We start from the raw sequence: 14,022 nt of genomic DNA on the forward strand, positions 1-14,022 counted from the left end.
GGCTCACGAAGGCCGGGACCACCGGCCAGCTCGCCGCGAATTGTGTCGGTTCGGCCGGCGAACGAACTGTCCGGATCTCACGCGCAACTAGAACTAAGCCACGTAAGGGGGCTCAGGCTTAGACCACGGTGTCAGGTGGCGGGTGAGGTGGGCAGGAGGTAGCCAGCGCAACGTCCAACAATAGCGCAGGACGGCGCATTCCTCAACTTCCCAGCGTTAGCAGTCCAGGGACATCGGCGCTGGCTGGCATCTCGACTTTCCACTGGATACATGCTGCCCAACAGACTGGCTCGTTTACGGCCCGCCGTCAAGAGGGCGGGCCGTCGTGTTACGCGGAGTTATCGCGAAACCGGCGAGCCCGGGGCCCCTAGTCGCCGACCTCGTGCGCCCGATACTTGTGGGTGCCTTCCATGTCGTCGATGATCGCGGCTTGCGCCTTCTGCGGCAGGGTGTGCAGGATCTCGCGCACCCGCGCCTGGCGCCGGGCGACGGCCTTGCGCTCCGGCATGCCCGGCGACGCGACGATCTGCGGGGGCACACCCTCGATCTCCTCGACACCGCCGGCATGCTGCCCGGCGTCCAGCGCGGCCTGCTCTTCGGCCATGGTCGCCTCGTCCTTTTCCTCGGACATGCCGATCGGTCCGATCCGGCGACCGTTGAGGAACTGCCGCACGACGGGCTCGTCGCTGGTCAGCAGCACCTCGCGGGGGCCGAACATGACCAGCTTGCGGCGGAACAGCATGCCCATGTTGTCCGGCACGGTGCGGGCGATGTTGATGTTGTGGGTCACGATCAGCACCGTGGCGTCGATCTGGGCGTTGATGTCCAGGATCAGCTGGCTCAGGTAGGCGGTACGCACCGGGTCCAGACCGGAGTCCGGCTCGTCGCAGAGGATGATCTGCGGATCCATCACCAGGGCGCGGGCCAGGCTGGCGCGCTTGCGCATACCGCCGGAGATCTCGCCGGGGAACTTCTTCTCGTCGCCACCGAGGCCGACCAGGGTCAGCTTCTCCATGACGATGTCACGGATCTCGCCTTCCTTCTTCTTGGTGTGCTCGCGCAGCGGGAACGCCGCGTTGTCGAACAGGTTCATCGAACCGAACAGGGCGCCGTCCTGGAACATCACGCCGAACAGCGTGCGGATCTCGTAGAGCTCCTTGGCCGTACATTGCAGGATGTCGGTGCCGTCGATGACGACCGAGCCGCGCTCGGGCCGCAACAAACCGATCAGGGACTTCAGGAAAACCGATTTGCCGGTACCCGATGGTCCAAGTAGGACGCTGACCTCCCCGGCGGGGATTTCCAGCGTCACGTCTTCCCAAATTCTCGAGGAGCCGAAGGACTTCGTCAGTCCATTCACCTCGATAGCGACGCCCATGGGGAATCCTTCCGTCGACAGTCGTGCCCGCCACCTGCCCTTTTGTGTGGCATGAGTCACTGTAGCGCACGGCTGGCACACGGCATCAGGGATACGGAGCACTGCGGGAATAAATTGACCGTCCTGAGATCACTCTCACGTCCCGGCGGCACAACTTATTTGACGCACGTGTTAGCCAAACGTTAGCCCGTGGGCGCCCAGTTGCCGTGGAAACCCATCGGAACCCGCTGCGGCAGGTGCACGGTGGCGACCCGCTCGAGCGTCTGCGCGTCCAGCAAGAGCAGCTGGCCCTCGTCGTGCTCGCGGTGATAGCCGAAGCCGATCAGGATGCCGTCATCCTCGGCGCGGGGGGTGGGATTGGGCACAAAGCACATCTCGCCGAGCACGAGGGCGGCATCGAGGTCGGCCGCCGCGCTGGAGCCCGTGGCGTAGTCGTGTTTGTACACCGCGGTGGACATCGCGGATGCCCCGCCGGACAGGTAACCGCCTTCGGTGCCGATGGTGTAGCCGAAGCGGTGCCGCCCGCCCAGCAGGGTCTCGTTGATCCGCGGGAACTCCTGGGGGCGATCGTCGCGGCGCTCGCTGGTCACCGCCCCGGTGGCCAGGTTGACGGTCCAGCGGTCCAGCGTCGGCCGGCTGTCGCCGGGACCGCGCAGGTCACGGTCGAACATCCGCGAATAGCGCACCACGTCGAGCACCAAAACCTCTGCCCCGTCGCGCATCTCGGAGTAGGCGTTGAGCGGGTGGTAGACGTAGCACGGCTCGATGTCGAACCAGCGAATGTCGTTGTTAGTGCCCTCGCGGGGCATGACCCCGATGCGCGCCTGGTAGCCGGGGTTCCAGCGGTAGGGCATCCGGTTGATCGGCTCGCGATTGCGGTTGATCGCCGTCGTCATGGGGCCCGGCACCCGCACGCGCCCGATGAGCGACTGCATCACCAGCCGGGCCGGCAGACTCAACCAGCGCGGCACGTTCGTCGGCATCACCTGCACGGGGTCGAAGGTCACCGGCAGGTCGTAGAGCACCACGTAGTTGTCGGTCAGCGAGAAGTCGTGCATCATCGGCGACCCGCCGACCTCGATGTCCACCGTGCGCCGGGCCCTGCCGGCGGTGTCGATGACGGAGTACTGCACGGTCCACCCGCGGGTGAATGCGTAGGAGACCGCGTGCAATTCGCCCGTCCGCGGATCGGCGTGCGGGTGGGCGGTGTATCCCCCGAACAACGTCCCGTCGAAATCGCAGGGCCCCTCGGTGTCCAGCTCGTCGGTCAGGCGGTAGTTCGCCCCGCCCCCTTCCACGAGCGCGAGCGTTTGACCGGCATGGCTGAGCACGTTGGTGTTGGGCCCGACGGAAAGCATGCCGGCCCGCGGGTTCAGCCCGCGGGGCGCCGGCTCGCCGAGTGCGGCGCAGACGTGGGCGGTGCGCACCCACCGATTGCGATACCAGCGCGCCTCGCCGTCGCGCAGCGCCACCCCGTGCACCATGCCGTCGCCGCTGAACCAGTGGTAGACGGCCGGGTTCACCTCGGCAACCGGGTTGGGCCCGTTGCGGAGGTAGCGCCCGTCGAGGTGGTCGGGGATGCGTCCGGTGACGCGCAGGTCGTGCGCGGTGACTTCCGCGCTGACCGGCGCCAGAAAGTCCTCGAGATAGGGATTGCCGGGCTTGACGGTTGCCGCTGTCGCCATGGCTGAGCTCCTATAACATTGTTATTTCAGCGTTATTGGCACGGTACGCCGCCGATGAGAAGATGGCAACGATGACTTCAGACGTTCAGCGCAGCGTCCGCGAGGAGCTGCTGCACGCGGCGGTCGCCCTGCTCGACGAGGACGGGCCCGACGCCCTGCAGACGCGCAAGGTCGCCCGCGCCGTGGGGACCTCCACGATGGCGGTCTACACCCACTTCGGCGGGATGCGCGGGCTCATCGCCGAGGTGGCCGAGGAGGGGCTGCGGCAGTTCGACGCCGCGCTGACCGTGCCGCGCACCGACGACCCGGTCGCCGACCTGTTCGTGATCGGGGCGGCCTACCGCCGCTACGCCATCGAGCGCCCGCACATGTACCGGCTGATGTTCGGCAGCACCAGCGCGCACGGCATCAACGCGCCCGCGCACAACGTGCTGACGCTGACGGTCGCCGAGATCGAGCGCGACTACCCGAGCTTCGCGCACGTGGTGCGCGGGGTGCACCGATGCATGCTGGGCGGGCGCATCACGCCCGCGGGCGCCGTGGAAGGCGGCGTCGACGACGCGTCCGTGGTGGCCACCGCCGCCCAATTCTGGGCGTTGATTCACGGGTTCGTCATGCTGGAACTGGCCGGCTATTACGGCGATGACAGCTCGGCGGTGGTCCCCGTGCTGGGCTCGATGACGTCGAACCTGCTTGTGGCCCTTGGCGATTCACCGGAGCGGGTGACACGGTCGCTGCACGCGGCGATGCAGGCGCGCTGAGCGCACGAAACCCCCGGGATGGCGATCCCGGGGGTTTCGTGCGCAGTGACTTACTTGACGGTGACGGTGGCGCCGGCGGCCTCGAGCTTGGTCTTGGCCTCGTCGGCGGCCTCCTTGGCCACCTTCTCCAGCAGCGGCTTGGGCGCGCCGTCGACCAGGTCCTTGGCCTCCTTGAGGCCCAGGCCGGAGACGATCTCGCGGACCACCTTGATGACGCCGATCTTCTTGTCACCGGCGGCCTCGAGGATGACGTCGAATTCCGACTGCTCCTCGGCGGCCTCGGCGGGCGCGCCACCGGCGGCGCCACCACCGGCGGCGGCAACGGCGACCGGGGCGGCCGCGGTGACCTCGAAGGTCTCCTCGAACTTCTTCACGAAGTCGGAGAGCTCCAGCAGGGTCATCTCCTTGAAGGCGTCGAGCAGGTCGTCAGTAGACAGCTTTGCCATGGGTGTGGGTCCTTCCTTGTTTTTCCCAGGTTCCGGGGTGGTTGTTATTCGGCGTCGGCCGGGGTTTCCGGCGCCTCAGCGGGTGCTTCCGAAGCGGGTTCGGGGGCGGATTCCGCGGCGGACTCTGCGGCAGCGGCGGGAGCCGCCGGCCCTGCTGCGGCCTTCTTCTCTTGCAGGGCGGCCGCCAGGCGGGCGACCTGCGAGGCCGGAGCGTTGAACAGCCCGGCCGCCTTGGCCAGGTTGCCCTTCATCGCGCCGGCCAGCTTGGCCAGCAGCACCTCGCGCGACTCGAGGTCGGCGATGCGCTCGACTTCGGCGACCGTCAGCGCGCGGCCGTCCATGTAGCCGCCCTTGATGACCAGCGCCTTGTGTTCCTTGGCGAAGGTCTTGATGGCCTTGGCGGCGTCGACCGGTTCCCCGGTGACGAAGGCGATGGCCGTCGGGCCGGCGAAAAGCTCGTCGAGCCCCTCGACCCCGGCCTCCGAAGCCGCCCGCTTGACCAGCGTGTTCTTGGCCACCGAGTAGGTGGCCGCCCCGTTGAGCGAGCGCCGCAGCTCGGCCAGGTTGGCGACGGTCAGACCGCGGTATTCCGTGATCAGGGTCGCGGTCGATTCCTTGAACTGCTCGGCGATGTCTGCAACGGCGGTGGCCTTGTCAGCCCTGGCCATGCCTACCTCCTGAAGTGAAAGTCAATGCGACGTGTCGTCTCGATCCCCCGGAAGAACGACGAACGCCCCGGCGCAGAAGCGGCCGGGGCGTGAAAGGGCGCCGGCGCGAGCCGGCGCGGTTGCCTCGTCCTCCTGCGTGGGCCGCCGGGATGCTCCCGGACCTTCAACCGATTGCTCGGTGACCGACGGTCTTCGGTGGATCGGCCAACAGGATAGCGCGACCTGGCCCGGTCGGCCAAAACGGCGGCCTCAGGTGACCGCGAGGGCCAGCAGGACGAACACCGCCAGCAGCAGGACGACCCGCACCCGGTGCCGTCGATCCCAGCGGGCGGCGAGCTCGCGCGAGAGCCCTCCCGTGCTGGGCCATTTCGCGATGCGGTTGTTGATCGGCACCAGCAGGGTGACCGTCAGCAGCACCACCACGGCCATCAGGCCGGCGGCGATGCCGCAGAGCCAGTCGCGCGGGGCGCCGCGCTCCTGGATCGCCAGCGACACCAACAGCAGCAGGACGATCGCGTACCAGAAGGGCATCGTCGTGCCCAGCGCCCGGCCTGCGCCGCCGCGCGCCGTGCGGAAGGCGTCGTCGGGCAGCCGGGCGAGCAGCGGATGGAAGAAGACGGCGACCGCCAGTTCCACGCCGACCAGCAGCCCGGTGACCACGACCGCGAGCGCGTCGATGCTGTGGTTCATGACAACGACCTTGGCATGAAACCCGCACGGGGTCAGCCCAGGCCCGCGAGCCGGGCGGCGCCGATCAGACCGGCCGCACCGCCGAGTTCGCCCGGCACCACCCGCAGCCCGGACAAGAAGTCCAGGCCGGCGTAGTCGGCGAGCCTGGCCCGCAGCGGGTCGAAGAGCAGCGGCCCGGATCTGGCCACGCCTCCCCCGATCACCACGAGATCCAGATCGCACACCGCGCCGACCGAGGCGATCATCGCGGCGAGCGCGTTGGCCCCGCGGTGAAACGCCCGCTGGGCCACCGGGTCTGCCGCCGCGGCGGCGGCGGCCAGGTCGCTGGCGCCGGCGTCGGGCGGCGCCGACCAGCCGTTCTCGCGCGCCCAGCGCACCATCCACGGTCCGGACGCGACGGTTTCGACGCAGCCGTGGCCGCCGCAGGTGCAGGGCCGGCCGTCCAGCTCGACCACCACGTGACCGACGTGACCGGCGTTGCCGGTGCGTCCCGAGTAGGGGACGCCGTCGAGCACCAGGCCGCCGCCGACCCCGGTGGAGACCACCATGCCCAGCAGGAACCGGGCGTCGGGTCCCGCGGTTTTGCCCGCTCCAATCCAGTGCTCCCCCAACGCCATACAGACGCCGTCGCCGGCCAGCACCACCGGCACCCCGGGCACCGCCGCGGCGACCCTGTCGCGCAAGGGGAACCGGTCCCAGCTGCCGATGTTGATGGGGCTGACCGATCCGCTGCGCAGATCGATGGGCCCGGCCGACGCGATCCCCACCGCTGTGACGGCTGCGTCGGCCGCCCCCAGCGCGTCGGCGATCGTCGCGTCGACGACGGCCCAGACGTCGTCTGGGACGGTGGTGACCGGTGTGGGACGGATGGCGGTGTACACCACCTTCCCACCCGAATCCACCAGCGCGGCAGCGATTTTGGTGCCGCCGATGTCCAACGCGAGGGTGGGCATGGCGCTCAGTGCCGGTGGGTGTTGTCGGGCTGTCGGGGGTCCCCGGGATGCTCGTAGCCGGGTGCCAGCTCCACCAGCGCGGCGCGGCGCGCATCCAGCCAGAGCCGGAACGCGCGTCGCCGCGCGGCACCGCGCAGATGCTCTTCGATCGCCGAGCGCACCTCCTCCAGCGGCGGGCCGGCCGGCGCCGGTGTGCGCCAGCCGTGTTCGCCCGACAGCGGCTCGGCGAAGCGCAGCGGGTTGCGGACATGGTAGGCGGCCACCTCGGCGTCGCCCACCCGCACCGCGGCGGTGACATCGGCGAACAGCGCCCGGGCGCGCGGGTCGGCCAGCACCGCCGCGGCGACGCTGCCGATCTCGAGCCGGGCGGTCGCGTCGGGCAGCAGCTCGGCCTCGGCCGGGGCGCCGCCGGCGGTCAGGCCGCGCGCGGCCGCCTCCACGGCTACCACCCGCTCGGTGACGATCAGTTGGGTCAGCCAGCGCCGCAATTGGCGGCCCTCGCCGGTGCCGCTGACCGGCAGGGCGGCCGCACCCCGCGCGGCGCGCAGCCGCTCCTCGGCGGCGTCGAGCACGCCCGGCGACACGGGCACGCCGGCAACGGTCGCGATCACAGATGCGCTCATGTCACCGTCACCTTCACCGCCGGCGAATAGACCAGCCGCCCGGCGCAGCCGACCCGCACCAGCGCCCACCACTGGCCGGGCCCCAGCCAGGCCGGTGGGGTCAGGTCGAAGCCTAGGTCGACGGTGCCGCGGGCCGGCAGCACCGCGCCCAGCGCGCCGGGACCCATCCACTCCCAGGTGCCCCACGGGCTGATCAGATGCGCCTCCAGCGCCAGGTCGGCCCCGGCGCGGCTGCCGACCGTGACGGTCAGGGCGCCCGCCTCCCCGGCCGCGAGCGTGACCTCGCCGGGCCCGCCGGCCAGGTAGATCAGCTCGCCGGGCTCACCCACCGTCACCACGCACACGTCCTCGACCGCCTGGAGCCAGGAGGCCGGGACGCCTTCGCCTGCGACGCGCAGTTCGGCGCGCACCGGGTAGAGCCCGGGTCCGGCGCGGGCCGCCACCCGCACCACCACGTCGGTGTGCAGGTGGTCACCGGCCCCCAGGGTGAAGGGCAGCTCGGCGGGCGTGACCGTCCAGCCGTCGGGACACCTGAGGGTGACCGCGCCGGGCAGGGTGGCGTCGGTGCTGTCGCTGGCCGCGGTGAGCCGCAGCGTCACCTCGCCGCCGGGTTCCGCGCCCACCCGCACCGGTAGCAGGTGCGCGACCGCCGGCAGCCCGCCGAGCGGCGCGGGGCCGCGATTGTGCAGCCAGTACCGCGCATACAGCGGCTGCGCGGCCTCGGCGTGCGGGGCCTGCGCGGCGGCGCCGGTCGCCGCCCTCGGCGCGTCGAACCGGGCCAGGACGGTCGCCACCTCATAGCCGTGCAGCTCGACCGACGACACGGGTTCGAGGGCGGACTCCAGCAGGTCGGCGCGGTGCAGGCCGCTCAGCGTCGCGACGTCCGAGTCGATCGCGACGTCGGTGGCCGCGCCGGTCGTCTGCACCAGGCGCAGGGCGACCGCGTTCGGGTCCAGCGGCGCCGCGCTGCCCGCGGTCAGCGGATTGCCGGCGGCCTTCAGGGCGCCCAGCTGCACCGATTCGGCGGGCTGCACGCGCAGCAGCGACCCGGCCGGCGGCAGCGCGCCCCGACGCCGGCCCGGGGTGACGGCGAGCAGCGGCTGGGAGAACTGGGCGCTGCGGGTGGTGATCTGGGCGCGCCGCCAGTCGCCCGCCGCGCCGACCAAGGCGTAGTCGAAGTGGTGCGTCCAGTGCTGCAGCTGGAAGTTGGAGCCGTCGGGCGCGGTGCGGCGCGGGTCGTCGATCCAGATGCCCGACGGCCAGCCGGTGCAGGACCGCATCAACGCGGTGTGCAGGGTGCCCTCGGTGTCGACGGCGAAGCTGGGCACGCCGCGGTTGAGCAGGGCGACGGTGCGATCCTCGAAAGTGCCCGTCGCTGCGGGTGCCCGCTGAGTGACGGCGATCTCGGCGTCGTCGAGGTCGTCGACGACGGCGGCGATCGCGGCCCGCAGCTGCTCGTCGTCGCGGCCGTCGACGATCAGCACCGGCAACGCCCGCGCCGGGCGCAGGTCGGCGTCGGGCACCCACACCGCGTCCAGCGGAGCCGCGGCGGGCACCCACACCCGGGCCCGGCCGGTCGTCGCCAGCTGACGGTCCAGCTCCGCGGAGTACTCCGGTGCGTCGGCCAGCACGGCCGCGGCGAAGGCGTTGCGGCCGGGCCCGCCCAGCGCGATGCGCACGTCGGGCAGGTTGGAATCGACCGCGAGGTTGCCGTAGCGCGGCTTGTCGGCGCCGCTGCAGGTGGCCGTGACGCCGGCGCGGACGAGCGCGACCATCAGCTCCCGGGCCAGCGGCCCGGACAGCGTCTCCGTCGGCGACACCACCTCGGCGACCGACACCGCCCGCACGCCGGCGCCCGAGACGCGGACCCGGGCCGCCGAGGACAGGCCGAACCACCCGTAGGCCGGGTTGTCCAGTGCCCACAGGTGCTTCGCGGAATCCACGGCGCGCGACCCGTCGTGCAGCAGGGCGAAACCGCGGCCGACGACGGCGTCGCCCACCTCGCTGACCGGCATGGCGCCCGGTATCGGGCACGGCCAGCGCAGCCGCACCAGCTGGTCGGCTCCGCTGAACTCGTCGATGGTGGTGCGGCACTCCACCCGCGCGACCCCGCGCCACAACGTCAGCGTTTGGGTGTAGCGCAGCAGCGCGCCGATCCGACCCCGTACCTCCACCCGCTGACCGAGCGGCCCGTGGAAGGCCTGTACCCGGGCGGGGGCTTCCGACGAGCACACCACCGGGCCCTTGGGCAGCAGATGCCACGGGCCCTCACCCTGGCTCGGATGCGCCGGGTATTCCTCGTAGACCGCGAGCTCGTTGCCCACCCGACCGCCGGCGATGAGCTCGCGGCCGTCCTGGAGCAATGAGGCGACGCCCCCGCCGCGCGCCGGGTCGACCTCGAGCCGGTAGTGCTCGTTGGCGATCGCCGTTCCCGGCACCGGTTCCCAGCCGGCCGGTTCGCGCCCCGCACCGGGCACCAACCGGTAGGCCCGCCAGCCCAGCGACGGCATGTCGCGGGCCAGCCAGCTGACCGACCGTCCGCCGTGTTCGACGTGCGCCGCCAGCTCGGCGCCGTCGGCGTCGAGCACCCGGACCCGGGCGCCGAGCGGCCGGTCGAGGCGCGCGGTGACGACGTCGGTGCGCGGGCAGGTCAGCGGATTCCACACGATCACGTCGCCCGCGCCGACGGCGCCGGACAGCAGGGCCAGCGCGTCGTCGCGGGCCGCGCGGCCCAGCTCCCAGGCGTCGCGCCACCCGGTCAGCAGGTCGAGGTAGACCTGGTCGGATTCCGACCCGGTGATGGCGTCGTGGTGCGCGCCGTAGACCAGCTGCACCCACGCCTTGGCGAGCGCGGTCTGCGGATAGGGGGCGCCGGTCAGCAGCCCGGCGAACACGGCGAAGCGCTCGGCTTGCAAGACGGCGTTCTCGGCGGCCCGGTTGGCCTGCTTGGTGTCGATGTAGGACACGTCCTTGCCGGTGTAGATCGGGTTCATGTCCCGGGTCTGCGGCGACGGCACGCGGCCGCGCTGCGCCAGCTCGGCCCGCACCGCCGCGAAGAACTCACTCGGCAGCGCGCACACGAACCGCGGCCACGTGTAGCGGGCGGCCCAGTCGCGGTGGATCTCGGTGACCCACTTGTTGGGCGGGGTGTAGTCGGTGCCGACCGGCAGCAGCACGTTGCGGGTCAACGCGACCTTCTTGAGCTGCTCGAAGAGCTCGCACGTGGCGGCCTCGGCCTCGCCCAGCGACGCCGCGGAGTCCATCCACCAGCCCGCCGAATAGTGCGCCGGCATGTAGTGGGTGAGCAGTCCGCGGCCCGACGGCGAGATCCACTCGAACTCGCTGGCGAACTGCATGCGCTCGACGTCACCGCCGCCCAGCGCGGGGCCCCACTGGTGGTGCGGTCCCCTGGCCCACGAGCTCGACGTCAGCCCCGCGTCGGCGGCCATGCCGGGGAATTGCGGATCGTGGCCGAACGCGTCCAGCTGCCAGGCGGTGGCCGGGTTCGCCCCCACAACGTGGCGCTGAAACCCCATGCCGTGCACCAGGTTTCGAATCGTGGTTTCGGGGCTCGTGAGGTTGGTGTTGGGCTCGTTGTAGGTGCCGCCCATCACCTCGACGCGGCCCTGGTCGATGAATCGGCGCAGGTCGGCACGGTCTTCGGGGCGGGTGTCCCAGTACGGCTTGAGGTAGTCGACCTCGGCCAGCACGAACTTGTATTCGGGATCGCGGCGCGCCATCTCCAGGTGGGCGTGCACCAGCTCGAAGCCGTTGGTCTGCCGGGCGCGGCCCGGCGGGTCCTCGGTCCATTCGCTGGTGTAGGCGCCCTGGGTGTTCCACCACACCGGGTCGTAGTGGAAGTGGCTGACCATGAACATGGTCCAGCCGGGCTCGGCCACGGTGAACTCGAACGGCAGCCGCAGGCCCCCGGCGTGCGCCAGCGCGGGCCGGCGCTGCCCGACGACGGCGTCGTCGACCGTCACCGCGACCTCGACGGACTCGCATCCGGGTTCGGCGACGGCCTGGCCGCGCAGGCCGCGCCCGTCGATGCGGATCGGCGTGGGCTCGCGACACCCGGCGACGGTGACGCGGACCAGCTGCAGCGGCGCATCCGGTGGCCCGACGAAAAGCTCGGTCGACCCGGCCGAAATCACCTGCATATCCGCACCTTACGGCGGCCCGCCGCCGCGAAAAAGCCGTTACGGTTGGTACGCTTGCCGCCCCTCGTTGGAAGGCTCAGTCTCATGTCGAACCTGACCACCCAACTGGCCGAGCAGCTCGACTGGCACTGGCGCGGACATCTGCGCCCCCGGCTGGACGGCCTAACCGACGACGAGTACTTCTGGCAGCCGGTGGCCAACTGCTGGACGGTACATCCCGGCGGGTCGGTGGACTTCGTGTTCCCGCCGCCCATCCCGGCACCGTTCACCACGATCGCGTGGCGCATGGCACACGTCATCGTCGGCGTATTCGCGATGCGTGCCCATCACCATTTCGGTGGACCGCCCGCCGACTATCAGAGTTGGAACTACGCCACCGGCGCCGCCACTGCGCTGAGGCAATTGGACGAGACGTACACCGCATGGATTACCGGTGTGCGGTCGCTGTCCGCCGCCGACCTGGCCCGCCGCTGCGGCGCGGCCGAAGGCCCGTACGCCGACTACCCGCTAAGCGACTTGGTCTTGCACATCAATCGAGAAGCGATCCACCATGGCGCCGAAATCGCCTGCCTCCGAGACCTTTACCTGCACAGCCATGCCATTCAGGAGGATTGATAATGCCCGCCCTCGCCCCGCCGGTAGCCGACGAACGCAGCGCCCTGCGCGAATTTCTGGCCTATCACCAGAGCGCGTATTTCGCTGTCAGCCACGGCCTCACCGACGACCAGGCCCGGTCCACACCCTCGGTCAGCGCGCTGTCGATCGGCGGTCTGGTCAAGCACGCGACCGGCATGCAGCGCAGCTGGATGGCGCGGGTGGCCGCCGCGCCAAGCGCGCCGCCGAAGGATCCCCGACCGTTCGAGCAGATCGCCGCGGAGTTCTCCGACCAGCATGTGATGCGGCCCGACGAGACGCTGGCCGTGCTGCTGGAGGCGTTCAAGGCCCAGAACGCGACATCGCTGCGGCTGGTCGAGTCCGCCGACCTGGACGCCGCGGTGCCCGTCCCCCGCGACATTCCCTGGTTTCCGAAGGACCAGCAGGCCTGGTCCGTGCGCTGGGTGATCCTGCATGTGATCAACGAGCTGGCTAGGCACGCCGGGCACGCCGACATCATCCGGGAGACGATCGACGGCGCCACCATGTACGAGTTGATCGCCGCGCGGGAGGGCTGGGCGATCGAGGGCTGGGTGCAGCCCTGGAACCGCGGCGACAGCGGTGGGCGCCCGGGTTAGAGGATTGGGACTCATCCGTGCCTATTTGGCACACTGCACAGATGAGCTCTACCAAACACCGAGAGGGGGCCAAGCTCGACCGGGTGCCGTTGCCGGTCGAAGCCGCCCGGGTTGCCGTGACAGGTTGGCAGGTCACCCGCACCGCCGCTCGCATCGTCACCAAGCTGCCGGGCCGCGGACCGTGGCAGCAGAAGGTGATCAAGCAGCTCCCGCAGACCTTCGCCGACCTGGGGCCGACGTACGTCAAATTCGGACAGATCATCGCGTCCAGCCCCGGCGCGTTCGGCGAGTCGCTGTCCCGCGAATTCCGCGGCCTGCTCGACCGGGTGCCGCCCGCCGAATCCGAGGAAGTGCACAAGCTCTTCGTCGAGGAGCTGGGCGGTGACCCGTCCGAGTTGTTCGCCAAATGGGACGAGACACCGTTCGCGTCGGCGTCCATCGCGCAGGTGCACTACGCCACCCTGCACACCGGCGAGGAGGTCGTCGTCAAGATCCAGCGCCCGGGCATCCGGCGCCGGGTCGCGGCCGACCTGCAGATCCTCAAGCGTTTCGCCCAGGCCGTCGAGCTGGCCAAGCTGGGCCGACGGCTCTCGGCGCAAGACGTGGTCGCCGACTTCTCCGACAACCTGGCCGAGGAGCTGAACTTCCGGCTGGAGGCGCAGTCGATGGAGGCGTGGGTGGCGCACCTGCACGCCTCGCCGCTCGGCAAGAACATCCGGGTGCCGCAGGTGTTCTGGGACTTCACCAGCGACCGGGTGCTGACGATGGAGCGGGTGCACGGCATCCGCATCGACGACGTCGCCGCCATCCGCAAGGCCGGGTTCGACGGCACCGAGCTGGTCAAGGCGCTGCTGTTCAGCCTGTTCGAGGGCGGGCTGCGGCACGGACTGTTCCACGGCGACCTGCACGCCGGCAACCTCTACGTCGACGAGCAGGGCCGCATCGTGTTCTTCGACTTCGGGATCATGGGCCGCATCGATCCGCGCACCCGCTGGCTGCTGCGCGAGCTGGTGTACGCGCTGCTGGTCAAGAAGGACCATGCCGCGGCGGGCAAGATCGTGGTGCTGATGGGTGCCGTCGGCACCATGAAGCCCGAGGCCGAGGCCGCCAAGGACCTGGAGCGCTTCGCCACCCCGCTGACCATGCAGACGCTGGGCGACATGTCCTACGCGGACATCGGACGGCAGCTGTCGGCGCTGGCCGACGCCTACGACGTCAAGCTGCCCCGCGAGCTGGTGCTGATCGGCAAGCAATTCCTCTACGTCGAGCGGTACATGAAGCTGCTGGCGCCCAAGTGGCAGATGATGTCGGATCCGCAGCTGACGGGCTATTTCGCGAACTTCATGGTCGAAGTCAGCCGCGAGCACTCCTCCGACATCGAGGTTTAGGAGCACTGCGGTGCAGGTCCGCACGGGACACGCCATTT

12 protein-coding genes are annotated in these 14,022 nt (G+C 70.5%); 4 read left to right on the forward strand and 8 right to left on the reverse strand.

Annotated features, from left to right (window positions below; all coding sequences use genetic code 11):
- Window positions 1–367 precede the first annotated feature (367 nt).
- Together AC5Y5B_RS01485 and AC5Y5B_RS01490 are read right to left on the reverse strand one after the other, a co-directional pair.
- Window positions 368–1,378, reverse strand: a complete 1,011-nt coding sequence (locus AC5Y5B_RS01485) for an ABC transporter ATP-binding protein (RefSeq protein WP_007767822.1) — start codon at window positions 1,376–1,378, stop codon at window positions 368–370.
- Between the two features lie 182 nt (window positions 1,379–1,560).
- On the reverse strand, window positions 1,561–3,063 hold the full coding sequence (locus AC5Y5B_RS01490) for a carotenoid oxygenase family protein (protein ID WP_500002931.1): 1,503 nt from the start codon (window positions 3,061–3,063) through the stop codon (window positions 1,561–1,563).
- 71 nt (window positions 3,064–3,134) lie between these two features.
- Here AC5Y5B_RS01490 and AC5Y5B_RS01495 point away from each other — a divergent pair, with 71 nt between their 5' ends.
- Window positions 3,135–3,824: a TetR/AcrR family transcriptional regulator gene (locus AC5Y5B_RS01495; RefSeq protein WP_500002933.1), complete on the forward strand. Its 690-nt coding sequence runs from the start codon at window positions 3,135–3,137 to the stop codon at window positions 3,822–3,824.
- 50 nt (window positions 3,825–3,874) lie between these two features.
- On the opposite strand, the gene rplL is transcribed toward AC5Y5B_RS01495, so the two are convergent.
- The 6 genes from rplL to AC5Y5B_RS01525 all read right to left on the reverse strand — a co-directional run bounded on the left by rplL (window position 3,875) and on the right by AC5Y5B_RS01525 (window position 11,364).
- A complete protein-coding gene (rplL, locus tag AC5Y5B_RS01500; protein WP_066869254.1) occupies window positions 3,875–4,270 on the reverse strand; it encodes a 50S ribosomal protein L7/L12 in 396 nt (131 codons plus the stop codon).
- 44 nt (window positions 4,271–4,314) lie between these two features.
- The gene (rplJ, locus tag AC5Y5B_RS01505; protein ID WP_112634698.1) at window positions 4,315–4,938 is read right to left on the reverse strand and encodes a 50S ribosomal protein L10; all 624 of its coding nucleotides are present in this window, start codon (window positions 4,936–4,938) and stop codon (window positions 4,315–4,317) included.
- A gap of 249 nt (window positions 4,939–5,187) precedes the next feature.
- Entirely contained in the window at window positions 5,188–5,628 is a 441-nt protein-coding gene (locus tag AC5Y5B_RS01510; protein WP_112634699.1) for an anthrone oxygenase family protein, read from the reverse strand.
- 32 nt (window positions 5,629–5,660) lie between these two features.
- The gene (locus AC5Y5B_RS01515) at window positions 5,661–6,581 is read right to left on the reverse strand and encodes an ROK family protein (RefSeq protein WP_112634700.1); all 921 of its coding nucleotides are present in this window, start codon (window positions 6,579–6,581) and stop codon (window positions 5,661–5,663) included.
- A gap of 5 nt (window positions 6,582–6,586) precedes the next feature.
- The gene (locus AC5Y5B_RS01520) at window positions 6,587–7,204 is read right to left on the reverse strand and encodes a DUF7158 domain-containing protein (RefSeq protein WP_500002940.1); all 618 of its coding nucleotides are present in this window, start codon (window positions 7,202–7,204) and stop codon (window positions 6,587–6,589) included.
- A complete protein-coding gene (locus AC5Y5B_RS01525; protein ID WP_500002945.1) occupies window positions 7,201–11,364 on the reverse strand; it encodes a glycoside hydrolase family 38 N-terminal domain-containing protein in 4,164 nt (1,387 codons plus the stop codon). The genes AC5Y5B_RS01520 and AC5Y5B_RS01525 overlap by 4 nt, the downstream gene beginning before the upstream one ends.
- Before the next feature lie 84 nt (window positions 11,365–11,448).
- Between AC5Y5B_RS01525 and AC5Y5B_RS01530 the strand changes: the two genes are divergently transcribed.
- The 3 genes from AC5Y5B_RS01530 to AC5Y5B_RS01540 are packed head-to-tail and all read left to right on the forward strand — an operon-like array spanning window position 11,449 to window position 13,984.
- Window positions 11,449–11,979, forward strand: coding sequence for a DinB family protein (locus AC5Y5B_RS01530; RefSeq protein WP_112632346.1), 531 nt, complete (start codon window positions 11,449–11,451; stop codon window positions 11,977–11,979).
- A gap of 2 nt (window positions 11,980–11,981) precedes the next feature.
- On the forward strand, window positions 11,982–12,596 hold the full coding sequence (locus AC5Y5B_RS01535) for a DinB family protein (RefSeq protein WP_112632345.1): 615 nt from the start codon (window positions 11,982–11,984) through the stop codon (window positions 12,594–12,596).
- 41 nt (window positions 12,597–12,637) lie between these two features.
- Complete coding sequence (locus tag AC5Y5B_RS01540; RefSeq protein WP_112632344.1) at window positions 12,638–13,984, forward strand: ABC1 kinase family protein; 1,347 nt, start codon at window positions 12,638–12,640, stop codon at window positions 13,982–13,984.
- Window positions 13,985–14,022 lie beyond the last annotated feature (38 nt).

Source organism: Mycobacterium sp. NGS33, assembly GCF_059812885.1.